Source organism: Azohydromonas australica DSM 1124, from assembly GCF_000430725.1.
In the GTDB taxonomy this organism is placed as follows: Bacteria; Pseudomonadota; Gammaproteobacteria; order Burkholderiales; family Burkholderiaceae_C; genus Azohydromonas; species Azohydromonas australica.
Genome location: NZ_KE387204.1, coordinates 232,681 through 257,671, shown reverse-complemented (window position 1 = coordinate 257,671; position 24,991 = coordinate 232,681). Strand labels below are relative to the sequence as shown.

24 protein-coding genes are annotated in these 24,991 nt (G+C 70.9%); 14 read left to right on the top strand and 10 right to left on the bottom strand.

Annotated features, from left to right (window positions below; all coding sequences use genetic code 11):
• Positions 1 to 75 precede the first annotated feature (75 nt).
• Entirely contained in the window at positions 76 to 1,329 is a 1,254-nt protein-coding gene (locus tag H537_RS0123080) for an MFS transporter (RefSeq protein ID WP_028999736.1), read from the top strand.
• Between the two features lie 170 nt (positions 1,330 to 1,499).
• On the opposite strand, the gene H537_RS0123075 is transcribed toward H537_RS0123080, so the two are convergent.
• Positions 1,500 to 4,010, bottom strand: a complete 2,511-nt coding sequence (locus tag H537_RS0123075; RefSeq protein WP_084150897.1) for a TonB-dependent receptor — start codon at positions 4,008 to 4,010, stop codon at positions 1,500 to 1,502.
• 210 nt (positions 4,011 to 4,220) lie between these two features.
• On the opposite strand from H537_RS0123075, the gene H537_RS49605 reads away from it, so the two are divergent.
• Positions 4,221 to 5,714 carry a histidine kinase gene (locus tag H537_RS49605; RefSeq protein WP_051243130.1) on the top strand — a complete coding sequence of 498 codons (1,494 nt, stop codon included), beginning with the start codon at positions 4,221 to 4,223 and terminating at the stop codon, positions 5,712 to 5,714.
• A complete protein-coding gene (locus H537_RS0123065) occupies positions 5,711 to 6,349 on the top strand; it encodes a response regulator (RefSeq protein ID WP_028999734.1) in 639 nt (212 codons plus the stop codon). The genes H537_RS49605 and H537_RS0123065 overlap by 4 nt, the downstream gene beginning before the upstream one ends.
• A 5-nt stretch (positions 6,350 to 6,354) precedes the next feature.
• Here the strand turns inward: H537_RS0123065 and H537_RS0123060 are convergent, their stop codons facing one another.
• The 3 genes from H537_RS0123060 to H537_RS0123050 all read right to left on the bottom strand — a co-directional run bounded on the left by H537_RS0123060 (position 6,355) and on the right by H537_RS0123050 (position 7,758).
• Positions 6,355 to 6,729 carry a nuclear transport factor 2 family protein gene (locus H537_RS0123060; protein WP_028999733.1) on the bottom strand — a complete coding sequence of 125 codons (375 nt, stop codon included), beginning with the start codon at positions 6,727 to 6,729 and terminating at the stop codon, positions 6,355 to 6,357.
• A 26-nt stretch (positions 6,730 to 6,755) separates the two neighbouring features.
• The gene (locus H537_RS44950) at positions 6,756 to 7,229 is read right to left on the bottom strand and encodes a GFA family protein (protein ID WP_051243129.1); all 474 of its coding nucleotides are present in this window, start codon (positions 7,227 to 7,229) and stop codon (positions 6,756 to 6,758) included.
• Between the two features lie 124 nt (positions 7,230 to 7,353).
• Entirely contained in the window at positions 7,354 to 7,758 is a 405-nt protein-coding gene (locus H537_RS0123050; RefSeq protein WP_028999732.1) for a tautomerase family protein, read from the bottom strand.
• Positions 7,759 to 7,863: 105 nt separating this feature from the next.
• On the opposite strand from H537_RS0123050, the gene H537_RS0123045 reads away from it, so the two are divergent.
• The 5 genes from H537_RS0123045 (at position 7,864) to H537_RS44940 (ending at position 13,119) form a co-directional block, all read left to right on the top strand.
• A complete protein-coding gene (locus H537_RS0123045) occupies positions 7,864 to 8,811 on the top strand; it encodes a LysR family transcriptional regulator (protein ID WP_051243128.1) in 948 nt (315 codons plus the stop codon).
• A gap of 35 nt (positions 8,812 to 8,846) precedes the next feature.
• Positions 8,847 to 9,680, top strand: a complete 834-nt coding sequence (locus tag H537_RS0123040; RefSeq protein ID WP_028999730.1) for an HTD2 family dehydratase — start codon at positions 8,847 to 8,849, stop codon at positions 9,678 to 9,680.
• Between the two features lie 73 nt (positions 9,681 to 9,753).
• Positions 9,754 to 9,978: a ParD-like family protein gene (locus tag H537_RS0123035; RefSeq protein WP_028999729.1), complete on the top strand. Its 225-nt coding sequence runs from the start codon at positions 9,754 to 9,756 to the stop codon at positions 9,976 to 9,978.
• Positions 9,975 to 10,823, top strand: coding sequence for a type I methionyl aminopeptidase (gene map, locus H537_RS0123030; RefSeq protein WP_028999728.1), 849 nt, complete (start codon positions 9,975 to 9,977; stop codon positions 10,821 to 10,823). Before H537_RS0123035 ends, map begins: the two co-directional genes overlap by 4 nt.
• A gap of 310 nt (positions 10,824 to 11,133) precedes the next feature.
• Positions 11,134 to 13,119 carry a methyl-accepting chemotaxis protein gene (locus tag H537_RS44940; RefSeq protein WP_051243127.1) on the top strand — a complete coding sequence of 662 codons (1,986 nt, stop codon included), beginning with the start codon at positions 11,134 to 11,136 and terminating at the stop codon, positions 13,117 to 13,119.
• A gap of 29 nt (positions 13,120 to 13,148) precedes the next feature.
• Here H537_RS44940 and H537_RS0123020 read toward each other — a convergent pair whose 3' ends face one another.
• Both H537_RS0123020 and H537_RS0123015 read right to left on the bottom strand, forming a co-directional pair.
• Positions 13,149 to 13,916, bottom strand: a complete 768-nt coding sequence (locus H537_RS0123020; protein WP_156901892.1) for a PEP-CTERM sorting domain-containing protein — start codon at positions 13,914 to 13,916, stop codon at positions 13,149 to 13,151.
• Between the two features lie 216 nt (positions 13,917 to 14,132).
• Positions 14,133 to 14,939 carry an IclR family transcriptional regulator domain-containing protein gene (locus H537_RS0123015; RefSeq protein ID WP_051243126.1) on the bottom strand — a complete coding sequence of 269 codons (807 nt, stop codon included), beginning with the start codon at positions 14,937 to 14,939 and terminating at the stop codon, positions 14,133 to 14,135.
• A 151-nt stretch (positions 14,940 to 15,090) separates the two neighbouring features.
• On the opposite strand from H537_RS0123015, the gene H537_RS0123010 reads away from it, so the two are divergent.
• The 5 genes from H537_RS0123010 to H537_RS0122990 all read left to right on the top strand — a co-directional run bounded on the left by H537_RS0123010 (position 15,091) and on the right by H537_RS0122990 (position 20,349).
• A complete protein-coding gene (locus H537_RS0123010) occupies positions 15,091 to 15,939 on the top strand; it encodes a shikimate dehydrogenase family protein (RefSeq protein WP_028999725.1) in 849 nt (282 codons plus the stop codon).
• 26 nt (positions 15,940 to 15,965) lie between these two features.
• Positions 15,966 to 17,354, top strand: coding sequence for an MFS transporter (locus H537_RS0123005; protein ID WP_028999724.1), 1,389 nt, complete (start codon positions 15,966 to 15,968; stop codon positions 17,352 to 17,354).
• A 97-nt stretch (positions 17,355 to 17,451) separates the two neighbouring features.
• The gene (locus tag H537_RS0123000; protein WP_028999723.1) at positions 17,452 to 18,471 is read left to right on the top strand and encodes a TRAP transporter substrate-binding protein; all 1,020 of its coding nucleotides are present in this window, start codon (positions 17,452 to 17,454) and stop codon (positions 18,469 to 18,471) included.
• Between the two features lie 82 nt (positions 18,472 to 18,553).
• The gene (locus tag H537_RS0122995; RefSeq protein ID WP_028999722.1) at positions 18,554 to 19,441 is read left to right on the top strand and encodes a 4-hydroxyphenylpyruvate dioxygenase; all 888 of its coding nucleotides are present in this window, start codon (positions 18,554 to 18,556) and stop codon (positions 19,439 to 19,441) included.
• A gap of 29 nt (positions 19,442 to 19,470) precedes the next feature.
• On the top strand, positions 19,471 to 20,349 hold the full coding sequence (locus tag H537_RS0122990; protein WP_028999721.1) for a sugar phosphate isomerase/epimerase family protein: 879 nt from the start codon (positions 19,471 to 19,473) through the stop codon (positions 20,347 to 20,349).
• A 3-nt stretch (positions 20,350 to 20,352) separates the two neighbouring features.
• Here H537_RS0122990 and H537_RS0122985 read toward each other — a convergent pair whose 3' ends face one another.
• The 4 genes from H537_RS0122985 to H537_RS0122970 all read right to left on the bottom strand — a co-directional run bounded on the left by H537_RS0122985 (position 20,353) and on the right by H537_RS0122970 (position 23,574).
• Positions 20,353 to 21,072 carry an EAL domain-containing protein gene (locus H537_RS0122985; RefSeq protein WP_028999720.1) on the bottom strand — a complete coding sequence of 240 codons (720 nt, stop codon included), beginning with the start codon at positions 21,070 to 21,072 and terminating at the stop codon, positions 20,353 to 20,355.
• Between the two features lie 2 nt (positions 21,073 to 21,074).
• Positions 21,075 to 21,536: a BLUF domain-containing protein gene (locus H537_RS44935; protein WP_043459657.1), complete on the bottom strand. Its 462-nt coding sequence runs from the start codon at positions 21,534 to 21,536 to the stop codon at positions 21,075 to 21,077.
• Between the two features lie 149 nt (positions 21,537 to 21,685).
• Positions 21,686 to 21,985, bottom strand: a complete 300-nt coding sequence (locus H537_RS0122975) for a hypothetical protein (protein WP_028999719.1) — start codon at positions 21,983 to 21,985, stop codon at positions 21,686 to 21,688.
• A gap of 80 nt (positions 21,986 to 22,065) precedes the next feature.
• Positions 22,066 to 23,574 (bottom strand): adenosine deaminase family protein, encoded by a 1,509-nt coding sequence (locus H537_RS0122970; protein ID WP_028999718.1) that lies wholly within the window; start codon positions 23,572 to 23,574, stop codon positions 22,066 to 22,068.
• Positions 23,575 to 23,771: 197 nt separating this feature from the next.
• Here H537_RS0122970 and purT point away from each other — a divergent pair, with 197 nt between their 5' ends.
• On the top strand, positions 23,772 to 24,983 hold the full coding sequence (gene purT, locus H537_RS0122965) for a formate-dependent phosphoribosylglycinamide formyltransferase (RefSeq protein ID WP_028999717.1): 1,212 nt from the start codon (positions 23,772 to 23,774) through the stop codon (positions 24,981 to 24,983).
• Positions 24,984 to 24,991 lie beyond the last annotated feature (8 nt).

Sequence of the window (24,991 nt, the reverse complement as noted above, 5' to 3'; positions counted from 1 at the left end):
CAATCGCCGCTTCCTTTTCGGCTTGACCGAAGTCGAAGCGGCTGGGCCGTGGCGGCTCCGGTTCCCCTTTCCCGCATGTCCTCCGCGCCGCCGCTGTCCAACGCTTCCACGCTGTCCCCGTCCCCGGTGTCCCAGGCCCTGGCCGAGCGGCGTGCCCGGGCCTTCTGGCCCTCGGTGATCGCGCTGGGCGTGGGCGGCTTCGCCATCGGCACGGGCGAGTTCGTGATCATGGGACTGCTGCCCGAGGTGGCACGGGACCTGGGCGTGTCCATTCCGCAGGCGGGCCACGTGATCAGCGCCTATGCGCTGGGCGTGGTGCTGGGGGCGCCGGTGCTGGCCGTGCTGGCGGCCGGGTGGCCGCGGCGCGCACTGCTGCTGGTGCTGATGGCCCTGTTCGCGCTGGGCAACTTCGCCAGCGCGCTGGCGCCGGGCTACCTGTCGCTGAACCTGCTGCGCTTCGTGGCCGGGCTGCCGCACGGTACCTACTTCGGCGTGGCGGCGCTGGTGGCCGCCTCGCTCGCGCCGCCCGACCGGCGCGCCAGCGCGGTCGGACTGGTGATGTCGGGCCTGACCAGCGCCACGCTGGTGGGCGTGCCGATCGCGGCCTGGCTGGGCCAGCACATCGGCTGGCGCGCGGCCTTCGTGCTGGTGGGCGCCATCGCCACGCTGGCCTGCGTGCTGATCCGCCGCGGCGTGCCCGACCTGCCCGCTGCCGGCAACGCCAGCCCGCTGCGCGAGCTGGGCGCGCTGGCCCGGCCGCAGGTGTGGCTGACGCTGGGCATCGGCGCCATCGGCTTCGGCGGCATGTTCGCCGTGTTCAGCTACATCAAGCCCACGCTGATCGAGGTCGCGGGGCTGTCCATCGACGCCATGCCGCTGGCGCTGGCGCTGTTCGGCATCGGCATGGTGGCGGGCAACCTGTTGGGCTCGCGCCTGGCGGACAAGTCGCTCAAGGGCACGATCGCCGCGCTGCTGGTGTGGAACGCCGTGGTGCTGGGGAGCTTCGCCTTCATGGCCGGGCACGCGGTGATGGCCTCGATCAGCGTGTTCCTAATCGGCACGATCGTTGCGATTGCACCGGCGCTGCAGATCCGGCTGATGGACGTGGCCGGCGAGGCGCAGACGCTCTCCGCCGCGCTCAACCACTCCGCCTTCAACATCGCCAACGCGCTGGGCGCGTGGCTGGGCGGCGTGGCCATCGCCGCCGGCCTGGGCTGGACCTCCACCGGCTGGGTCGGCACGCTGCTGGCGCTGGGCGGCATGGTGGTGTTCGCGGTCTCCATCTGGTGGGACCGCCGCGTCGAGCGGCCGTCGGCGGGCCGCGCGTGACGGTTGGGCCGGGTCCGGTCCGGTTGCCCGGAGACCGGACCGCAGGCCCCAGCCCGGAAGGGAAGAACTCCCGGAGGCAGCCCTTTGCACCCCACGACGGATGTGGGCAGCCCGCGCCCCCGGGAGAAAGGACCCGCCCGACGCCCGGGCGGGCCTGCGCTTGACCAGGGTCAGAGGCTGACCTTCACGCCCAGCCAGAAGGTGCGCGGCGCACCCGGGGCGTAGAAGGTGGAGTTCACGCCGGGCGCAACGAAATTGCCGTTGGCTGCGAAGCCCGTGGCGCCCAGCTGGGCTGCGGTGGCGTAGCGCCGGTCGAAGAGGTTGTTCACCTGCAGCGTCAGCGCCACCTTCTCGGTGGGCTCGAATGTCGTGCCCAGGTTGAAGACCGCGTAGCCGGCGCTGCGGCCCGGGCCCAGGTAGTCGCTGCCGTCGGCCTGGTGCTGGCCGTTCTCGTTGCCGCGCGCCAGCGCCCCCGCGATGGCCAGCATGCTCGCACCCACGCTCCACTGCGGCGCCAGGCGGTAGTCGGCGCCGAGCTTGAGCAGGTGGCGCGGCACCAGCGGGATGCGGTCGCCGGGGCGGATCTGGATGTTGCCGTCGGCATCGGCGCTGCTGTTGGCCTCGCCGTTGACGCTCTCCGGGCTCTGGAAGGTCGCGTCCAGGTAGGTGTAGTTGGCCGAGAGCGTGAGCGGCCCGACGCGCTCGCTCAGCCCCAGCTCCACGCCCTGGCGGCGGGTCTGGCCGAAGTTCTTGAAGTAGCCGAAGCCGCTGGCACTGCTGGAGACGAACAGGATGTCGTCGTGGTTGGTGGCGCGGAACACGCCGGCGCGCCAGCGCAGCGTGCCCGACTGCCCGCGCACGCCGGCTTCCCACGTCTTGGTCACGACCTGGTTGAGCGGCGGGTCGCCGGCCATGGCGTTGGGCAGCTTGCACGGCTGGTCCGGATTGGCGCAGCCCAGCTCGATCACGCTGGGCGTGCGGCTGCCCTCGTTGTAGCCCACGTAGGTATTGAGGCTTCGGGTGGGCGACCAGGTCAGGCCCACGGCCGGGTTGAAGCGGCTGAAGCGGTGGTCGCCCGCCAGCGAGGACGGGCTGCCCGGGGCGTTGATGCGGTCCTCGGTCTCGACGCGGGTGTGGTTGTAGCGGCCCGAGAGCGTGAAGTGCAGGTTGTCGGCCAGCGACAGCGTGTCGGTGGCGTAGACGCTCCAGGTGCGGGTACGGCCCTTGATGTCCACGCGCGAGTCGTAGGGCTCGCCGTCGACGTTGCCGCCGTTCACGCCGTCGGCAAAGGCGTTGACGCCGGTGACGCTGCGGTCGGGGTTAAGGTAGCCCAGCTCCGTGCTCTGGCGGTAGTCCACGCGGCTCTGGTCAAAGGCCGCGCCCACGGTGAAGCGGTTGCGCCGCTCGGCGATCACGCCGGGGATGGACGCCTGCCCGCCCAGGCCGGACTGCTGCTGCTTGCTCTCGGAGCGGTTCAGCAACGCATTGCATTTCTCCGCCGGCTCCGCGTCGCCGCCGTTCTGCGCCTGGCCGGCCTGCGCGACGCAGGCCCAGAACGGGAACGGCGTGTTGGCGGCGGTCTCACCGGCGGCCGGGAACTGGCCGGCATAGCCGTTGTTGGCCAGCCAGGTCCGGTTGCGCAGGCTGGAGCCGCGGCCGGTGTTGGTCAGGTAGGGGTTGTCTTCGAGCGCCTCTTCGTTGATGTCGCCGTTGAAGGTGCTGGTGCGGATGCGCCGCGCATAGGCATTGCCCGAGAAGACGATGCCGCCGGCCGTCTCGTGCTGGCCCTGCAGGTTGAGCTGCGTGGCGCGGTTGCGGGTGATGTCGGGCTTGGTGTAGACGCTCTTCCAGTCCTGCGCCAGGAGCCGCTGCTCCTGCAGGCCGTTGCCGTGGAGGTCGTTGTTGGCGTGCATCAGGCTCAGATCGAAGGCGGTGCGACCTTCCTTCCAGCCGAGCTTGCCGAAGAACTGCCGCACGTCGCTGGGCGAGTCCACGCGCCAGCCGTCGTCGCGCTGCAGGTGTGCCAGGCCGAACCAGTGCAGGCCCTTGTCGTTGCTGCCACCGTGCTGCAGCTCCAGCTCGCGGCGCTTGTGCGAGCCCACCACCGCCTCGACGCTGGTGCCCGGGTGCGAGAGCCCGCTCTTGGTCTGGATCGCCAGCGCGCCGCCCAGGGTGTTGAGGCCGAACAGCGGGTTGGAGCCCGGGATGAGCGAGATCGTGTCGATGGCGCCGCGCGGGATCAGGTCCCAGCTCACCACGTCGCCGAAGGGCTGGTTGACGCGCATGCCGTCCACGTACACCGACAGCCCCTGGGGCGTGCCCAGCAGCGGCGAGGCGGTGAAGCCGCGGTAGTTGACGTCCATCTGCAGCGCGTTGCCCTGCGTCTCGTTGACGTGCACGGCGCCGAGGCTGCGGTTCATGAACTCCGAGAGATTGCGCGAGCGGCTGCGCTCGATGTCGGCGTCGGTGGCGGTCTGCACCGGCGCGGGCACCTGGTTGCGAGGCTGCGCCAGGCCGGGCAGCGGCACGGTGCTGATGACCTCCACCTGCTGCACCGGGGCGTCCTGGGCCTGCTGGGCGTGCAGCAGCGAAGGCAGGGACAGCAGCCCGGCCGCGCACAGCGACAGGGCCAGCGGGCAGGGCGTGGGGGACGGCCGGGTGGCCGCGTTGCGCTTGTTCATGTTCGTCTCCTCGGTGCCGGCGGCGGGCCCGGGCGCGTGGCGCGCCCTCGCCTGCCGACCCGGCCTCCTCTTGTGGTCGGTTCGCGCCGGGAACTCTAAGGAGCGGTGCCGGCGCTCCGGTCGGGAATCTTTCCCGAGTTGCGGCCGGCGCGGCCCGCACCCCCGCGCAGCGGCGATAGTGGCGGCCTGCCTCGCTTCAAGCTCCCGACCATGCCGGCCCTGCACGCCCCGCCCAGCACCCTCGCGGCCTCGCCTCCTTCCGATGCCGCGGCAACGCCCCTGCCCATGGAATTGCCGCGCCTGGTGATGCGCCGTGCGCTGGCGGTGGCGCTGGGCGCACTGGCGCTGGCGCTGCTGCTGGGCTTGCTGCGCGTGCGCGAGGACACCCGGCGTGAGATGGAAGGCTCGTTCGCGCTGGCGCAGGCCGGCGCGGTGCTGGCGACGCTGGCCGACCGCGACGACACGGCGGCGCTGCAGGCGCTGCGCGAGCTGCCGGGCCTGCGCCACCTCGTGCTGACGCTGCGCGACGCCGAGGGCCGGGCGCTGACGGGCGCGGGCGAGGCGGCCGGGGCGCCCGCGGCGCCGGGATGGAGCCGCATCGGCGCGCTGCTGGGCCTGGAGTCGGCCGAGCGCAGCGTGCGCTGGAGCGTGCCGCGCCCCGACGGCCGGCCCTGGAGCGTGGAGCTCACCGCCTCGCCCGACAGCGAGCTGCAGGAGGCGCTGGGCAACCTGGCGGGCACTTTCGGGCTGCTGGCGCTGTGCTGCGTGCTGATGCTGGCGGTGATGCACCGGAACGTGCGCCGCGCGCTGCACCCGCTGCGGGCGCTGCTGGGCGCCATCGGGCGCATCGAGCAGCAGGACCTGGGCGCGGTGCGCGCGCTGCCGCGCATGCCCGTGCGCGAGCTGGAGGCCATCGCGCAGGCGCTCAAGCACCTGGTGGCCGAGCAGGAGCGCATCGAGGCCGCGCGCCGCGTGCTGGGCCACCGGCTGATGAGCCTGCGCGAGGACGAGCGCCAGCGCCTGGCGCGCGACCTGCACGACGAGTTCGGCCAGCGCCTGACGGCGTTGCGCGTGGATGCGGCGTGGCTGACGCGGCGGCTGCAGGACCAGCCGCCGCTGCAGGGCGTGGCCGCCGGCATGGGCGAGCAGGTGGCGCGGGTGCAGGAGGACGTGCGCCAGCTGCTGCGGCGGCTGCGCCCCTTCGACGCCGGCGAGGGCGCCGTGCCGCAGACGCTGGGCCGGCTGCGGCCGATGCTGCAGGAGCTGGTGCAGGGCTGGAGCACCGCCGCCCAGGGCCATGGCACCCGCTTCACGCTGGACATCGACGCCGCGCACGACGCGCTGGAGCTGCCACAGGCGCTGATCCTGGGCCTCTACCGCATCAGCCAGGAGGCGCTGACCAACGTGGCGCGCCATGCCGATGCCGGCGAGGCGCGGCTGGCGGTGCGCGTGGAGCTGGGCGCGGACGGCGTGCCGCGGCTGGACTGGTCGGTGCGCGACGACGGCCGCGGGCTGGACCACCTGGAGGCCGCGCTGCAGCGCGGCAGCGGCCTGGCGGGCATCAAGGACCGGGTCTGGGCGCTGGGCGGCGATTTCGACTGGTGTGCCGCCGCGTCCGGCGATCCTTCCGGCGGGCGGCCCGGGCTGCTGCTGCGGGCGCGCTTCACGGTGGAAGCCGCGGCTGCGGCGGAGGTGCACCCGTGAGCGCCGGCGCCCTGCGCATCGGCTTGGTGGACGACCACGCCGTGGTGCGGGCCGGCTACCGCCGGCTGCTGGAGCTGGAAGGCATGGCGGTGGCGGCCGAGTTCGCCGACGCGGACAGCGCCTATGCCGCGCTGTCGGTGGGCGAGGCCTGCCCGGTGGACCTGCTGATCCTGGACCTGTCGCTGCCCGGCCGCAGCGGGCTGGAGCTGTTGCGGCGGCTGTCGGCGCGGCGCCCGGAGCTGAAGGTGCTGGTGTTCACCATGCACGACAGCGCCGCCACGGTGGCGCAGTGCCTGCGGGCGGGGGCGGCGGGCTTCGTGACCAAGAGCAGCGCGCCGGAGGAGCTGATCGAGGCGGTGCACCGCGCCTGGCGCGGCGAGCTGGCGCTCTCACCCGACGTGGCGCAGGCTGCGCGGCAGGCGGCGGAGCCGGCGCCGCACCTGCAACTGTCCACGCGCGAGTTCGACGTGTTGCAGGCGCTGCTGCGCGGCGCCAGCGTGGAGGAGATTTCCCAGCAGCTGCGCCTGAGCCCCAAGACGGTGGCGAACTACCAGACGCTGGTGCGCCAGAAACTGGGCGTGGGCAACGCGGTGGAATTGCTGCGCTATGCGCGGGAGCATGGGTTGGTGGGGTGATGCCATCAAGCCGGCGGCGCCGCCGGCGTGCCCTGGTGGAAAACCACCTGCCAGCCCCGCTCCGTCCGCAGCCAGACCGAGGAGCGCCACGTGGCATCCACGCCCGCACCATCGGCGCTGCGCTGCTCCGAGCGGTACGTCAGCAGCGCGCAGCCCTCGGCCAGCCACTGCACCGCATGGCCGACGGAATTCACCGGCGGCAGGGCCGGATTCGAGCGCAGGAAATTCACCACCGTCTCCCGGTCATAGCGCCGGCCGGAGCGGCCGATCTCGTGAAAATCCGCGTGCAGCAGTTGTTCCAGCCGTATTAGGGAAGGCAAATGCCCGTGGTGATGGAACTCGGCTTCGAGCTGCCGCAATTCGTCCAGAAGGGAATCCATGGCGTGAATCGACAAGAGGGTGGTTTTCAGGGCTGATCGGCGCCGGCAGCCGATGCCGCGTGCCAGGCGCCCAGCAGTGCCTCGAAATTGTCGGGATTGCCGGGATAGTGCAGCGAGCCTTCGTCCAGCTGCACCCAGGGCTGGCGACGGCTGGTCCAGATATGCCCGACCGGCTGCAGCCCGCGCGTGTCCTCCAGCGTGCCGGGCTTGATGCTCATGACCTCCTCCTGGCCCAGCACCTGGTGGAACAGCCGCGTGCCGCAGTCGGGACAGAAACGGCAGGCCATCCGCCGGCCGGAGGGCAGCTCGCGCACCCATTCCTTCATTTCGCCCGACAGCATTTCCACGTCGGCCTTCCTCACCCACAGCGCCATGCCGAAGGCGCTGGAGGACTGGCGCTGGCAGTCGGTGCAGTGGCAGGCGAACAGCGTCAAGGGTTCGCCCGTGAGGCAGTAGCGGACGGCGTCGCATTGGCAGTGGCCGGTTCGTGCGTTTGGCATGGTCGATCGCGGCGGTGTTCCCGCCGTTCATGGCTGGTCGGCCCGCAGCATCCGGCAAAGGACAGCCGCGTCCGCCGCCCCCAGTGCCGGCGGCTGGAGCGATGGCGCGGCCGGCGTGCGGATTTCACGCGCCAGACGGTGCCGCCACGCGCCGCGCCGCCTGCGTGGCGCCGTCGTAGCCCCAGTCGCTGGCCGGCAGCTCCTGGACCAGGACGTAGGTGGGCGAGGCCAGCGGCCCCAGCACCGTGGCCAAGGCGTCGTGCGCGGCGCGGATGAAGGCCGACTTGTGTGCAGCGCTGTTGGTGCCGGCAGTGATGAACGCTTCGACGTGCGCCAGCGCCGTGCCGTCGGCCAGGGCCACGCCGCCCACGGACCAGCGCGCGGCCGGCTGCCGCTCCACGGTGACCACCGTGAGCCCGGCCTGCTTGCCCAGCAGATCGGCCATCAGCGCCGTCATGCGCCGCTGCAGGTCGGCCACCTGGGCGGGCGTGGGATCGGTGCCCGCGAGGGCGATGCGGACCAAAGGCATGTGCGTGCTCCTGTGTGTCGAAGGGAAGGAGCCGCCATGGTTCCAGGAACTTCCCGGCGCTACTATCCGCTGCCAAGCCAACACACCGTTGCCCGGAAGAGAACGATGAGCCTCGATAAAAGCCTGCTGGAGCAGATGGAGGACATGGCGGTGTTCGCGCTGGTGGTGGAGCAAGGCAGCTTCTCGGGCGCGGGGCGGCGGCTGGACCTAGTGAAGTCAGCCGTGAGCCGGCGGGTGGACCGGCTGGAGCGCAGCCTGGGCGTGAAGCTGCTGCAGCGCAGCACGCGCGCGCTGTCCATGACCGAGGCCGGGCAGGCGCTGCATGCGCGGGCGCTGCAGTCGCTGGCCTTGCTGGAGGAGGCGCGCAGCGAGCTGTTGCAGCTGAGCCAGGCGCCGCGCGGGCTGCTGCGGGTGACGGCCTCGGTGGCATTCGGCCGGCTGTGCGTGGCGCCGGTGCTGCCGGACTTCCTGGCCGCGTACCCGGAGCTGCGCGTGCAGCTGGCGCTGCTGGACCGCATGGTGGACCTGGCCGAGGAGGGCTACGACCTGGCGCTGCGCCTGACGCGCTCGCTGCCCGAGCACGTGGTGGCCCGGCCGCTGATGCCCGTGCGCTACGTGGTCTGCGCGGCGCCGGCCTACCTGGACGGGCGCGTGCTGGAGCACCCGCGCGAGCTGGCAGGGCTCAACTGCCTGTCCTACGGCTACGCCTCGCCGGCGGATGAGTGGGTCTTGCAGCGTGGGGCCGAGCGCGAGGCGGTGAAGGTGCGAGGCAACGTGATCGTCAACAGCAGCGAGGTGGTGCGCGACCTGGTGCTGGCCGGCGTGGGCGCCGGGCTGGTGGCGCGCTACGCGGTGGAGCCGGAGTTGCGCACGGGCCGCCTGGTGGAGCTGCTGCCCGGCTGGAGCCCGGCCGGCACCTTCGGCCCGACCGCCTACGCCCTGTGGCTGCCGCAGCCGCACCTACCGCCGAAGATCCGGGTGTTCGTGGAGTTCCTGAAGAGCCGGCTGGAGGCATCGGCTTCCACCCTTTCCCTGACCGAGGAGAACCCTTGATGACTGGTTCCACGCCTTCCCCAGACACCCCCTCTTTGGACCTCCCCGCCCTGCGCGCCTGGATCGGCCGCGAGGCCTGGGACGAGGACCTGCTGGCCGTGCGCCATGCGCGGCTGATGGCCGCGACGCTGGGCCTGCCGCAGGAAGACTTCCAGGCCGGCACGCCGCTGCCACCGCTGTGGCACTGGCTGTATTTCCTGGAGGGGCTGCCGCCGCCGGCGCTGGGCCGCGACGGGCACCCGGCGCGCGGCGGCTTCCTGCCGCCGGTGCCGCTGCCCAACCGCATGTGGGCGGGCGGCGAGCTGGAATTCCACCGCCCGCCGGCACTGGGCGCCACGGTGTGCAAGCGCTCCAGCGTGGAGTCCATCGAGCACAAGCGCGGACGCAGCGGCGAGCTGGTCTTCGTGGCCGTGCGGCATGAGCTGTTCGACGGCGACGAGCTGGCCCTCACCGAGCGCCACGACATCGTCTACAAGCATCCCTCCCCGCCGGGTGCCCAGCCCGCGGCCGTGCCGGCGCCGGCCGCGGCCACGTTCAGCGAGACGCTGGAGCCCGATGCCACCCTGCTCTTCCGCTACTCGGCGCTCACCTTCAACGGCCACCGCATCCACTACGACGCCGACTACTGCCGCACGGTGGAGGGCTACGCCGAGCTGGTGGTGCACGGCCCGCTGCAGGCCACGCTGCTGGCCGCTCTGGCGCAGCGGCTGGCCGGCCGGCCGCTGCGGCGCTTCCGCTACCGCGGCCTGCAGCCCGCGCTGCTGGGCCGCCCGCTCACGCTCAACGCCGCGCCGGCGGGCGACGGCTTCACCGTCTGGAGCGCGCTGCCCGACGGCAGCGTGTGCATGCAGGCGCAAGCGGCGTTCTGAGCGCGCGTACTGGCGCCGTGGCCAGGGCCCTGGAATAAACGTACCATATACGTTTCGTATATCAGGAGGCCCGATGGGTCTGGTCAAGATTTCGGAGCCCATGCACGAGAACCTGCGCGTGGCCAGTGGGGCGCTGAGCCGCAGCATCAACGCGCAGGCCGAGCACTGGATGCGCATCGGCATGCTGTGCGAGCTGCACCCGGAGCTGCGCTACGGCGACCTGTGCCGGCTGCTGGTCCAGGACGAGCTCAAGCTCAGCGCCCAGGTGATGGAGCTGAACCGGAAGGAAAGCGCATGAGGTCCGGGCGCATTCCCATCCACGGCGCCGAGGGCATCGAAATGGCGCGCCGCGCCGGGCAGCTGGCGGCCGACGTGCTGCGCATGATTGGCGCCCACGTGAAGCCGGGTGTCAGCACCGACGACCTCGACCGCATCTGCCACGAGCACATCGTCCACGTGCAGGGCGCGGTGCCGGCCAACATCGGCTACCACGGCTACCCGAAGACGCTGTGCACCTCGGTCAACCACGTGGTGTGCCACGGCATCCCGTCGCCCAAGGTGCTCAAGGCCGGCGACATCGTGAACATCGACGTGGCCGTCATCAAGGACGGCTGGTTCGGCGACAGCAGCCGCATGTACTTCGTGGGCGAGCCCAACCCGCTGGCGCGGCGCCTGGTGCGCACCACCTACGAGGCGCTGCGCGCGGGCATCCTGCAGGTGCGCCCCGGCGCGACGCTGGGCGACATCGGCCATGCCATCCAGACCGTGGCCCACCGCGAACACTTCAGCGTGGTGCGCGAGTACTGCGGCCACGGCATCGGGCAGGTCTACCACGACGAGCCGCAGGTGCTGCACTACGGCCGGCGCGGCGAGGGGCTGCGCCTGGAGCCGGGGATGATCTTCACCATCGAGCCGATGATCAACGCCGGCAAGGCCGCCGTGCGCCAGCTGCCCGACGGCTGGACCGTCGTCACCAAGGACCACTCGCTCTCCGCCCAGTGGGAGCACATGGTGGCGGTGACGGACACGGGCTTCGAGATCCTCACGCCCTGGCCCGACGGCTACGGCGACTACCCGCCCATCGAGGCGCCGGCCGCGCAGGGCGTGGCCGAGACGGACGCCGCAGCCGTGGCGGCGCGCTGAGGCTTCGCACCCTTCCGGGCACCGCACCCGTGCCTGGCGCCGCACCAGCTTGCGCGCCTGGCGAACCCTCTTGGTGCGAGCCCGGGCACCGGGAAGCATTTTTCCTGATGCTTGGAACGGCATGCGTCTTGCGTAACCAATTGTCGGAGGTCCAAGGCGACTTCCCGAGGCATCACGGCAGCCGGCCAGCGTTGGCAGGGTGAACACAGGACAACGGCGTCCCCATGCCCGCGGCTAGAGACCGCGGAACAGGGGACGCCGTTTCTTTTTCGGGCCTCGAAGAACAAACACCTTTGGGAGTCCCGAGCTCATGTCCGTCCCCCTCACCCGCCCGCGGGCGCTGTCGCGCGCCGAAGCGCCGGCCGGCGCCGTTCCCTTCTCCAGCCGCGGCCTCATGGCGCCGGGCATCCGGCTGTTCCAGAACCTGGGCTTCCCGGCCAAGGCGGCCGTGGTCTCGCTGGCCTTCCTGGTGCCGTTGCTGCTGCTGGCCTTCTCGTTCTGGTCGGTGAGCATGGAAAGCATCGCCTTCTCCGCCACCGAGCGGGTGGGCGTGCAGTACGGCCGGGCGCTGATGCCGCTGCTGGACGCGGCCCAGAACCGCCGCCGCGCCGCCACGGCCCAGGCGGCTGACCTGGGCGAGGCGCAAGCCCGCGTCGAGCAGGCCTGGAACGCGCTGGCGGCCGTGAACGAGACGCTGGGCGCGGAGCTGCGCACGCGCGAGCGCTGGACGTTGCTGCTGCAGCAGCACCTGGCGCTCAAGGAGCAGCAGGTGCTGGACACGCCCGACGCCACCTTTGGCGCGCACACGCGCTTCGTCGCCCAGGTGCTGGAGCTGCTCAAGGACGTGGCCGACGCCTCCAACCTCACGCTCGATCCGGACATCGACACCTACTACCTGATGCGCGCCGGCGTGGAGGTGCAGCCGCAGCTGGTCGAGGGCCTGGGACGCATGCGCGGCATGGGCAACGCGGCCATCCGCAGCGCCAGCCTGGGCAGCGCGCAGCGCGACCAGGTCGCCAGCGCGCTGGCCTTCGCCCTGATGTGGGAGCAGGAGCTCAAGGCGTCGCTGGCCCGCGCGCAGCGGGCCGACGCGGCCATCGCCGACGAGACCCGGCTCGACCAGGCGCTGTCCACGAACGAGGCTTTCCTGGAGCGCGTGCGCGAGCAGGTGCTGGGCGACACGCCACGCGGCGATGCCGCGGCCTTCGTCGCGCTGGCCAACCAGGCCATTGCCGCGCACTACGCCGGCATCGACCGCATCCTCGCGGCGCTGGACCTGCGGCTGGAGCGGCGCGTGGACCGGCTGCGCCAGGCCATGGTGGTCAAGCTGGGCATCGCCGCGGCGGGCGTGGCGGTGGCGATCTATTTCCTGGTCGCGTTCTACCGCGTGACGCAGGGCGGCATCTCCGAGGTGGCGCGGCAGCTGCAGCAGCTCTCGCAGGGCAACCTCAGCCTGCAGCCGCGCGCCTGGGGCCGCGACGAGGTGGCGCAGCTCATGGGCACGCTGGCCGCGACGCTGGAGGCGCTGCGCCGCACCGTCAGCCAGGTGCGCGCGGGCTCGGGCGAGATCAACACCGCCAGCGAGGAGGTGGCTGCCGCCTCCATGGACCTGTCGCGCCGCACCGAGCAGAGCGCGGCGCACCTGCAGCGCACGGCCGCGGCGATGACGCAGATCGGCCGCACCGTGCGCCAGACCGCCACCACCGCCGCCGGCGCGGCCGACATGGTGGCCCACAACGCCGAGGTGGCGGCGCAGGGCAGCCAGGTGGTGGGCGACGTCGTGCACACCATGGCGGGCATCCGCGACGCCTCGGGGCGCATCGCCGAGATCATCGCCACCATCGACGGCATCGCGTTCCAGACCAACATCCTGGCGCTCAACGCCGCGGTCGAGGCGGCGCGCGCGGGCGAGGCCGGGCGGGGTTTCGCGGTGGTGGCGTCGGAGGTGCGCGCGCTGGCGCAGCGATCGGGCGCGGCGGCGCGGGAGATCAAGGACCTCATCGCCGCCAGCGTGAACCAGGTGGAGAACGGCTCGCGCATCGTGGCCCAAGCCGGCGACACCATGGCCGAGATCGTCAGCAGCGCCGAGCGCGTGCGCACGCTGATCGAGGAGATCAGCCAGGGCACCGGCGAGCAGACCGCCGGCCTGGGCGAGATCGGCCAGGCCATCGGCGAGCTCGATGCCATGACGCAGCAGAACGCGGCCCTGGTGGAGCAGACCGCCGCCGCCGCCGCGTCGCTGAGCACCAACGCGCAGCGGCTGAGCGGCGAGATGGCGTTTTTCAGGCTGGCGTGAGGCAGGCGCCGTGGCGGCGCCCGGCGGCCTCAGCGGCCCGCCTGGCGCCGGCGGCGGCTGCTGAACAGCGCGCCCGACAGGCCCACGGCCACCAGCGCCAGCGAGGCGGGCTCGGGCACGGCGGAGGCGGACTGTTCGAAGGTGATGTTGTCCAGCGCGAAATCGTTGCCACCGGCCCCGGTGCTCAGGTCCACGATGGACAGGATCACCGCAGTGCTGTTGCCCGAGTTCCAGGTGGTATTGAACTGGCTCCAGCCCACGGTTTCCCCGGTCGAATACTGAGCGCCCACCTTGACGCCATTGATCCGGAATTCGAAGTCAACGGAGTCGCCTTCGATGAGCGTGGTCAGCCAAGCGGAAAAATCGTAATTCGTGTGCGCCAGCACCGAGATGCCGGACTGGCTCCAGACCATGCGCTGGTCTTCGGCGCCATTGGCCACGAACATCAGCGAGCCGTCTTGCGGCGCAATACTGGCAAACCCGCCGTGGGCGACTTTGGGATTGCCGTTGATCGAATATTGGCCCGCGCCGCCGAGAGTGCCCGACGGGGGATGGTCATAGCTCGTTGCGAAACCGACGTTGCCGTCCTCGAAGCTGCCGTTGTTCACCAAGTTGGCGTGTGCCTGGGACACCGGCAGGAGCGCTGCAAGCAGCAGCCCGGCCAGGCCCGTGGCCTTGTTGATTTTCGGCGTGATGGCGTTCGGCTTCATGATCTTCCCTGTTCGTCGTTGGTTGGAATGGTTTTCGCGCCTTTGCGGATCCGCGAGAATTGCTCGGGATTCCAGTGCAGATATCAATATCAAACTCTGCGCATCGTGCGGACAGGTTTGGTTTGATGGCTGCGGCGTCGGGAATCATGTCGCTAAAAATATTTTCGTGAAATTAGAATAAAGTCTTCAATTGTCCTTTTGATCGTCCGAGCCGTCGCTTGTTTCGTGTGGTAACGGAATGTGTTTGATACTTTGCCGCCCTGCAGTCCATTCAATGCGGATATTGGGGTGGCGCCCGTTCCGTCACACCAGCGGCCGCAGCGTCTGCGCCGTCTCCAGCAGCCCCGGCAGCAGCTTCGCGTTGATCTGGTCGTCGCTCCAGAACTGCGCCTGCAGCGTCATGCCGATGGCGGCCTTGGTCTCTCCGCGGCGGTCCTTGAGCGGCACGGCCACGCCCACCAGGCCCGGGTCCAGCGCGCCGCGCGCGATCCAGCCGTCCTGCCCGCGCGCGGCGCGCACCTGCGCCAGGAACAGCTCCGGCGCCGTCACCGTGCCGGCGCTGAAGCCGGCAAAGGGGTGCGCCGCCACCCAGGCCTGCAGCGCCTCGTCCGGCAGCGCCGCCAGCAGCACGGTGCCCGGGCCCACCACGTGCGCCGGCACGCGCGCGCCCGCGTGGAAGCCGATGGACACCACGCGCGGGCTGTTGCTGCGCGCGACGTACACCACCTCGTGCCCGTCCAGCACGCTCACGTTCACCGTCTCGCCCGTGGCCATGGACAGGCGCTGGATGAAGGGCTGCACCAGCCGCGGCAGCCGCGCCGCATCCAGGTAGGCCTGCCCCAGGCGCAGCACCCGCGGCGCCAGCCAGAAGCGCTTGCCGTCCGTCTCGGCATAGCCGAAATGGCACAGGCTCAGCAGGTAGCGCCGTGCGGCCGTGCGCGGAATGCCGGTGCGCGCCGACACCTCCGCTGCCGACATGCGCGGGTGGTCGTCGTCGAAGCTCTCGATCACCTGCAGCCCGCGCCCCAATCCGGCGATCAGGTCGGCCGGGTCGATGGGAAACGCCGGCTGGGTGCCGTCGGCCGGGTCTGCAGGGACGTGGTGGTGCATAGGGAAAACCAGAAAAACGTCCGAAGACCGGACAGTTAAGTCCGATTGTCGGACATCTTGAGTGTGCGGGATGTGCTTTTGCGCAGGCTGGCTGCCTACATTGCGCCCCTCGCGCCGTGATCGGCGTCAACCCGACCAGAGTTTTTCGGCCATGCAGATTTCCGGTACGACTCGCGTGTTCATGGTGCTGGGCGACCCGGTGTCGCAGGTGCAGGCGCCGCGGCTGTTCAACCCGCTGTTCGAGCGCCACGGCATCGACGCGGTGCTGGTGCCGGCGCAGGTGCGCCGCGAGGACGCGCCGGGCTTCTGCCGCGCGGTGCTGTCGGCCGGCAACATCGACGGGCTGTGGCTGACCATCCCGCACAAGCCGCTGGTGCTGCCGCTGCTGGAGCGCTGGGACCGCCATGCCGAGCTGGCGCAGGCCGTCAACGCCGTGCGGCGCAACGCCGACGGCAGCCTGGAAGGCGCGCTCTTCGACGGCCGCGGCTTCACCGGGGCGCTGCGCCACTTCGGCTTCGAGCCGCGCGGGCGGCGCGCGCTGCTGGTGGGCAGCGGCGGCGCCGGCGCGGCCATCGCCGCCGCGCTGCTGGACGAGGGCCTGGAAGTGCTGGCGCTCAACGACCTCGGCGACCGCGCCGCCCAGCTCGCGCAGCTGCTGGCGCGCAACGCCGCCGGCACGCGGGTGGTGGCCGCCGGCAACGACCCCGCGGGCTTCGACCTCGTGATCAACGCCTCCCCGCTGGGCTTGCGCGCCGACGATGCCCTGCCCTTCGACGTGGCGCGCCTGGAGCCCCACGCCACCGTGGTGGACATCCTGATGAAGCCGCAGGGCACGCCGCTGCTGCGGGCCTGCACCGCGCGCGGCATCCGCGCCTTCCCCGGCTTCGAGATGCTGGTGCAGCAGGTGCCCGACTACCTCGATTTCTTCGGCCTGGCCGATGCCGCGAGCGCGGTTCGGTCCGACCTCAGCTCCGTGCGCGCCCTGGTGGGCACGCTCTGAACCCACACAACCCCTGGAGACTAGAGATGGCCAGCTTGGCATCCCATGACCCCCACGGTGCGCACCAGACCAGGAAGGCCACGGCCAGCGGCTGGATCGGCTCCGCGCTGGAGTACTACGACTTCTTCATCTACGCCACCGCGGCGTCGCTGATCTTCCCGCAGCTGTTCTTCCCGAGCGCCGATCCCACCACGGCCATCATCGCCTCGCTGGCCACCTACGGCGTGGGCTACGTGGCGCGCCCCATCGGCGCCTTCGTGCTGGGTCACTGGGGCGACACGCTGGGGCGCAAGCGCGTGCTGGTGATGTGCATGTTCCTGATGGGCTTCTCCACCATCGGCGTGGGCCTGCTGCCGACCTACGCGCAGGCCGGGCTGCTGGCGCCGGCGCTGCTGGTGGTGATGCGGCTGATCCAGGGCTTCGCCGTGGCCGGCGAGATCTCGGGCGCCAGCTCGATGATCCTGGAGCACGCGCCCTTCGGCCGCCGCGGCTACTTCTCCAGCTTCACGCTGCAGGGCGTGCAGGCCGGGCAGATCCTGGCCGCGGCGGTGTTCCTGCCGCTGGCGCACTACATGCCCAAGGAGGACTTCAACAGCTGGGGCTGGCGCATCCCCTTCCTGCTGAGCTTCGTGGTGATCGTGGTGGGCTACGTCATCCGCCGCGAGGTGGACGAGACGCCCGCCTTCGCCGAGGAGGTGCGCGAGGGCCACGTGCCCAAGGCGCCCTTCGTGCAGGCCATCACCGAGAGCTGGCGCGACATGCTGCGCGTGGTGTGCATGGCGCTGATGAACGTCATCCCCGTGGTCACCACCATCTTCGGCGCCGCCTACGCGGTGCAGCCGGGCTACGGCATCGGCTTCGAGAAGGACGTCTACCTGTGGATCCCGGTGCTGGGCAACATCGTGGCGGTGGGGGTGATCCCGCTCGTGGGCCGGCTGTCGGACCGCATCGGCCGCCGCCCGCCCATCATCGTGGGCGCGCTGGCCTCGGGGGCGCTGTCCTTCGTCTACCTCTACGCCATCAGCATCCACCACGTGCCGCTGGCCATCGCGATGTCGATCCTGATGTGGGGCATCGTCTACCAGGGCTACAACGCCGTGTTCCCCAGCTTCTATCCCGAGCTGTTCCCCACCCGCACCCGCGTCTCGGCCATGGCCATCTCGCAGAACCTGGGCACGCTGGTGACGGCGATGCTGCCGGCCGTGTTCACCGCCGTGGCCCCGCCCGGGGCGAGCAACATCCCGATGACGGTGGGCGCCATCACCTTCGGCATCACGGTGGTGGCCGCGCTGGCCGCGTGGAGCGCCCGCGAGACGCACCGCGTCGCCATGACCGACCTGGGCAACCGCGACGCGGTGCCCATGGACCGTGCCGAGTACGAACGGCTGCGCCTGCAGTCGCTCGCGCAGCGCTGAAACGGCGCATCCCGGCCCAATGGGCGGAACGGCCAGTGCGCCGCCGTCCGTGCCAGGGCTTAACTTCGCATCCCCAAGAACGTCCAAGGAGACAACCATGACCCTGCGTCGCACCCTGCTCGCCGCCGCCCTGGCCGGCGCTTCCCTGTTGAGCCTGCCCGCGCTGGCGGCCGACATCCAGGCCCGGACCATCAAGTTCCCCGCGGCCAGCAACAAGGGCCATCCGCAGGTGATGGGCGTGGAGAAGTTCGCCGAGCTCGTCGCCCAGAAGAGCGGCGGCAAGCTGACCGTGAAGCCCTTCCCCGGCGGCACGCTGGGCCCGGACGCGCAGGTGGTGTCGGCCATGCAGGGCGGCACGGTCGAGATGAACGTGATGAACGCCAGCCTGCTCGCCGGCAACGTCAAGGAGATGGCGGTCTTCGACTACCCCTTCATGTTCAACAACGTGAAGGAAGCCGACGCGGTGGCCGACGGCCCGGTGGGCCGCAAGCTGCTGGACAAGCTGCAGGAGCGCGGGCTGGTGGGCCTGGCCTACTGGGACCTGGGCTTCCGCCAGATGCACACGGTGAAGAAGCCGATCCAGAAGGCCGACGACCTCAAGGGCATGAAGATGCGCGTGATCCCCACGTCGCAGTACGTGGACTTCATGAACGCCATCGGCGCCGTGGCCACGCCCATGCCCTACACCGAGACCTACACCGCGCTGGAGCAGGGGGCCATCGACGGCATGACCAACCCGCTGCTCAACATCGTCAACGAGAAGTTCTACGAGGTCAGCAAGCACCTCACGCTCACGAACCACATGTACACGCCGCAGGCGGTGATCGTGAGCAAGAAGTTCTGGGACAAGCTCTCCGCCGACGAGAAGAAGATCCTGCAGGACGCCGCCAGCGAGACCGCGCTCTACCAGCGCAAGGTCGCGCGCGAGGAGGCGGCCAAGGCGCTGGACGAGCTGAAGAAGCGCGGCATGCAGGTGCACGAGCTGCCCGCCGCGGAGGTCGCCAAGCTGCGCGAGCGCGCCAAGCCGGCCATGGACAAGCTCACGGCGCAGGTGGGCGAGCCGCTGGTCAAGGAGGTGATGGCCGAGGTGGAGAAGGTGCGCGCGGCGTCCAAGTGACGCAGCGCCGGCCTCCGGCGTGAGCACGTGGCGCCGGGGGCAGAATCCCCGTATCACGCATCACCTCTGCCGGAAGTTCGACATGCCCCCTAGCCTCCCCGACCGCGAAGCCATCGGTGCCGCACCGAACCCGCTGGGCCTCGACGGCATCGAGTTCATCGAGTTCGCAACCAGCAAGCCCCAGGCTTTCGGGCAGGTGCTGGAGATGATGGGCTTCAGGCCCGTGGCGCGGCACCGGTCGCGCGAAGTGCTGCTGTACCGCCAGGGCGGCATGAACTTCATCGTCAACGCCCACGGCAGCGGGCTGCCGGCGGCGGCGCAGCTGCCCGAGACGCCGGTGATCTCGGCCATCGCGCTGCGCGTGCGCGACGCCGCGGCCGCGTACCGCCGCGCGCTGGAGCGCGGCGCCTGGGGCGTGCCGCCCCGGGTGGAGGTGATGGAGCTGCACATCCCGGCCATCCACGGCGCGGGCGCCAGCCGCCTGTACTTCGTGGACCGCTACAAGGAATTCTCGATCTACGACGTGGACTTCACGCCCATCCCCGGCGTGGAGCAGCAGCCCCCGGCGGTGGCCGGGCTGCACGGCTTCGGCGTGGTGCAGTACATCGGCCCGGGCCGCACCGACGACTGGAGCGAGTTCTACGCCGAGCTGCTGGGCTTCAGCGCGCTGCCCGACGAGGAGCGCTTCGGCATCCTGCCCACCGGGCGCGTGCTGCGCAGCCCGGACGCCTCGTTCTACCTGCAGCTCATCGAGCCGCAGTTCGACGCGCTGGAGATCGACCAGGACGAGACGCTGCACCGCGTGGCCTTCGGCACGCCGGACGTGCTGGGCGCGGTGCGCGAGCTGCGCGCGCGGGGCATCGAGTTCATCGAGGCCGGCAGCGTGCACACCGACGCGCGCGGGGCGCTCACGCGGCCGTACCTTGGCGGCATGAGCTTCGAGCTGGTCCAGCACGAGCTGCCGCAATGAGCGCGGCGGGCACGCAAGCGGCGGTGGGCATGAACCACTTCGACGACTTCGCCCTGGACAGCGCCGCGCTGGCCGGGCCGCTGCAGGCGCGGCTGCGCGCGATGCGCGAGGCCGGCTTCACGCAGCTGACGCTGCAGGCGCGCGACCTGGCCGGCGACGCCGCGGGTTTCGAGGCCGCGGTGGAGGCGGTGCGGGCCAGCGGGCTGCGCGTCTCGGCCTTCCAGGCGCTGCGCGACTTCGAGGGCCTGCAGGGCCCGCTGCACGACTACAAGGTGGACATCGCCAAGTCGATGCTGGAGAGCTGCCGCGCGGTGGGCTGCCGCCTGCTGGTGGCCACCTCCTCCACCGCCGCGGCGCAGCCCGGCGGCGACCTCGACGCCATGGCGCGCGACCTGCGCAAGCTGGCGATGCTGGCGGTGCCGCTGGGCGTGCGCATCGCCTACAAGGCCGTGGCGGCGGGGCACCACGTCAACGACTTCGCCATCGCGTGGGACGTGGTCAGCCGCGCCGACTGCCCCAATCTCGGCCTGGGCCTGGACGCGGGCCATGCGCTGGCGGAAGGCACCTCGCTGGAGACGCTGGACGAGATCGACCCGGAAAAGCTGTTCCTCGTGCAACTGTCCGACATGCTGTGCGAGGCGCCGGGCGCGGACTGCGAGCCCCTGAGCGTCTTTCCCGGCGAGGGCGTGCTGGCGGCGCGGCTGGCGGAACTGACGCTGCGGCTGGACCGCATGAGCTACCGCGGCGACTACGGCCTCAACGTCTGCAACGAGGACAACCTGCAGCTGCCGCCGGCGGTGGTGGCGCAGCGTGCGCGGCGCGCCGCGGAGTGGCTGTCGGAGGACGTGCTGCGCCGCTCGGCGCCGCTGCCCAACCTGATGAAGCTGCGCGGGGTGGCGCCGGGCTGAGGCTCAGGGGTAGCGCACTTCCGGGAAACCCTGGAACAGCGGCCGGGCGAACAGGTAGCCCTGGAACAGGTAGATGCCCTGGTCCCTGAACCAGCGGTACTCCTCAAGGCTCTCGACGCCCTCGACGATGACGTCGATGCCCAGGTCGCCGCAGACCTGGGCGATGGCGCGCACGATGGCCTGGCGCGGACCGTGCCGCTCGATGCCGCGCGCGAGCTTCATGTCGATCTTGACCTGGTCGGGCTGGAACTCCGCCAGCAGGTTCAGCCCCGAGTAGCCGGCGCCGAAGTCATCGATCGCTACCTTCAGGCCCAGGCTGCGGTACTGCTGGATCTGGTCGGCGAAGTGCGCCTGGTCGTCGATGACCTCTTCCTCCGTCACTTCCAGCACCAGGCGCTCGGCGGGAATGCCGTGCCGTCGGGCCGCCTCCAGCGTGGAGCTGATGGCCGTGGGCGAGGCGTACAGGCCTTGCGGCAGGAAGTTGAGGTTGAGGTGGTGGCTCAGGCCCAGCCGTGCCGCCAGGGCGATGGCCACTTCGCGGCTGTCCTGGTCGAACCGGTACTTGAGCTGGGGCGGTACCTGCTGCAGCACGCTCCAGGCCGGCTCCCCGGCCGCGCCGCGGACCAGCGCCTCGACCGAGTACACCTGCCGCCCGACCGCATCGATGATGGGTTGAAAGGCGTAGGAGTAGGCGGGCAAGGCGTCGGCCGGTGGTGTGCTCATGCTCAAGCCTGGTGTGTAGGCAGCGGCGCCGGCTTCTTGCGCCAGCGTCCATCGCGGAACCCGGCGAGCAGCTTATGGGCCCGGCCGGCGTCGATCTCGATGAACGAGCGCGCGCTGCCGAGGAAGTCGTTGACGCCGCTCAGGCCGTCAAGCTCCTCGCGCGAGGCGGTGTCGAAGCCCATGGTCCAGTCGGCGAAGGTGCGCCGCGTGATGGGCTCGCGGATGATGAGCGTCACCTGCTCGTGACGCGCATCGGTCTGGATCTGGGCGAACAGCGCATCCACCACGGCGGCCGGGCCTTCGAGCACCTGGAAAAAACTTCCCTCGGCGTACAGCAGCATGCCGGTGATGTCCAGTTGCGCATTGCGCCGGCGCGCGGCGTGCAGCAGCGTGGTGAGCTCGGAAATCGGCAGCCCGCGCGCGGCGGCGCTGGCGTAGATGCAGTGGATCAGGCGGAACGGCATCGTGGGAACTCGACCCTGAGGTGCCGAGAACTTGTAGCTTTCTAAGTTGATGGTACCGGGTGAAACCGGTTCCACACTCGATTCCGCCGGCCCATCGTCTTGACAGCGTGAAATCCTGGGCAGCCGCCGAATTTCACGCGCCTGCGCTATTACCTCGCAGACGACGCGGACGACGCCGGCAGCCCCACCTTCTGCGCGGCCCGCTCCACCGCGCTGCCAGCCACCGCGAAACCGTGCTCGACGGCGCTGGCACCGCGTTTCACCCCGCGCTCGGCGGCGCCCACGACCGCTTCGCCCTTGCTCTGGATGGCTTGGCCGGTGCGGGTGACGGCCGACGAGGCCTTGCTCGCGGCCGGTTCGGCCGCCTCGGTGGCCTGCGCATGCAGCGGGGCGAGGCCCAAGGCGATCAGGGTGCCCAGGGCCCAGGGGCGCAGAGGGTTCTTCTTCATGCGGGTCTCCATTCGTGCGGTGCGCCGGAGCGCGCGCACCGCGCGTGGTGCATTTTCGATGCCTGCCCCGGGTGGCGGGCTCAGCGCGGCGCGCGCGGCAGCCCGGCGATGCGCGCCTCGAACTCGGCAAAGCGGCGGTCGAGCCGGGTGATCTCCTCCTGCTTCAGGTTCGCCGGCAGGAAGGAGTAGCGCACGCTGTCGTAGGAGAGCTGCTTGAGCCGGGCGTAGTCGGGCTTGTAGCGCGTGGCGTAAAGCAGGTATTCCTGGCTCAGGTTGTTGCGCGAGACGCCGGGGTCGTCGGTGGACAGCACGAAGGGCACGCCGTGGCGCGCGTAGAGCTTCACCGGGTGGGCCTCGTCCTTGACGCCCAGGATGAAGGCGTTGCTGGTGAGGTTCACCTCCACCGTCACCGGCCGCTGCTTCATCAGTGCCAGCAGCTCGACGGCCTCGCTCTCGTGCGCGATGTCGATGCCATGCCCGATGCGGTCGGCGCCGGCCACGGTGACAGCCTCGCGGATGTGCGAGCGCAGGCCCTCCGGCGGCACCATGCCCAGCACCAGCTCGCCCGCGTGCATGGCCAGCTTCACCTGCGGGAACTGGCGCTTGAGGAAGGCGAACATCTTCATGTGCAGGCTGTAGTCGCGCATGGCGACGATGCCGTTCTCGGGTCCGACGATGTTCACGCCCACGACCAGCGGGCTGCGCGTGGCGGCCACGAAGGAGGTGTAGAGGCTGCTGAAGACCACCGACGGCGCGCTGTTGCGCGAGACGTAGGCGAGGAAGCGCAGCCGGAAGGAGCCGTCGTCCACGCCCTGGGCGGCGTCCTCGTGGACCTTGAGGTAGTCAGCGATGGATTGCTGCGTGCCCGGGTCGTTGCGCAGGAACACGAAGGAGCGGATCAGCGCGTCTTCCACCTGCTCGGCCGTGGCCTCGGCGGGCAGCGTGTCCAGCATCGGCGAGTAGTCCGGCACGTTGCGCAGGCTGGGGCCGCCGCGCAGCATGGTCTCCATGTAGCCCAGGTTCTCGGCCTGCGCGCGGGCCTTGAGGTGCTTCAGGGCCAGGTTGTAGTTGTAGTCCGACACCGCGCCGAAGTAGCCGAAGGTGTCGAAGAACTGCTTGTCCGGCGGCGGCTGGTCGTGGACGTGGTTGTCGTAATCCTTGTCGGACCAGCGCGTGAGCAGCTCGCGGTAGAAGCCGTTGTCGGCGCGCACCTGGTCGATGCTGGCGCACACGGCCTTCTTCGCCTCGCTCATCGCCTGGGGCTGGGTCTCGACCTTGAACCGCTCGATGCCCAGCCCCGCGTCGCTGACGCGGTAGATGCAGTAGCCCAGCGCCGCGGCCCAGTCGAGGTACGTTTCGACGTAGATGGCGCCGGAGTAGTGGTGGTGCAGGTCCGCGCCCTTGGGCAGCAGGTTGGCGAACAGCGTCAGCTCGGCCACGTTGGGCACGGGCCCGGCCAGCAGCTGCTTGTAGTGGGCGCTCGTGGCGGCGAAGTGGGCCTGCTGCGCGGTGCCGGTGTTGTCCCGGGCGGTGGCCAGCGGCATCGCCAGCGCGCAGGACAGTGCCAGCAGTACGTGTTGGGGCTTCATGGGGCTCTCTGAAATTTGTGGTCGTGGTCCGGGCGGGTACTGCGTCAATGGAGCGCCGGGCCAGGGCCGCGCAGGCCGTGGCGGGCATGATCCTATCGCCGCGCCGGGACCGTCCCGGGCAGCCCGGCGCGTGCCTTGCCGCGCCGGCGAGCCACTACCATGTCGCCTTTTTTGTCTTCCGAACCGGAGCCTCCGCCATGACCGCACCCCTTTGCCTCGGCACACCCCTGTCCCCCACTGCCACGCGCGTGATGCTGCTGGGCTCGGGCGAGCTGGGCAAGGAAGTGCTGATCGCGCTGCAGCGCCTGGGGGTGGAAACCATCGCCGTGGACCGCTACGAGAACGCGCCGGGCCAGCAGGTGGCGCACCACGCCCGCACCATCGCCATGAGCGACCCGCAGGCGCTGCGCGCGCTGATCGAGGCCGAGCGCCCGGCGCTGGTGGTGCCGGAGATCGAGGCCATCGCCACGCCGGTGCTGCAGGAGCTCGAAGCGCAGGGCCTCGTGCGCGTGATCCCCACCGCGCGCGCCGCGCGGTTGACCATGGACCGCGAGGGTATCCGCCGCCTGGCGGCCGAGACGCTGGGCCTGCCCACCAGCCCCTACGCCTTCTGCGACTCGCTGGAGGAGCTGCAGGCGGCCATCGACAAGGGCATTGGTTACCCCTGCATCGTGAAGCCGGTGATGAGCAGCTCGGGCAAGGGCCAGAGCAAGCTCGACGGCCCGCAGGACGTCCAGAAGGCCTGGGACTACGCCATGGCGGGCGGGCGCGTCAGCCACGGCCGCGTGATCGTCGAAGGTTTTATTGATTTCGACTACGAGATCACCTTGCTGACGGTGCGCGCCGTTGGTGCAGACGGCCAGATCGAGACACAGTTCTGCGCCCCCATCGGCCACGTCCAGGTCAGCGGCGACTACGTCGAGAGCTGGCAGCCGCACCCGATGTCGGCCGCGGCGCTGGAGCAGGCGCAGCACATCGCGCGCGCGGTGACGCAGGACCTGGGCGGCCAGGGCCTGTTCGGCGTGGAGCTGTTCGTCAAGGGCGACCAGGTGTGGTTCAGCGAGGTCAGCCCGCGCCCGCATGACACCGGCATGGTGACCATGGCCACGCAGTGGCAGAGCGAGTTCGAGCTGCACGCGCGCGCCATCCTGGGCCTGCCGGTGGACACCAGCCTCAAGAGCCCCGGCGCCAGCGCCGTGATCTACGGCGGCGTGGAAGGCCAGGGCGTGGTGTTCGAGGGCGTGGAGCAGGCGCTGCGCGTGCCGGGCACCGACGTGCGCCTGTTCGGCAAGCCCGAAAGCTTCACGAAGCGCCGCATGGGCGTGGCGCTGGCGCACGCGGACGACGTGGAGACGGCGCGCGCGCGGGCCAAGGAGGCGGCCGGGAAGGTGCGTCCGCGACTGGGCTGAGCGCCGCG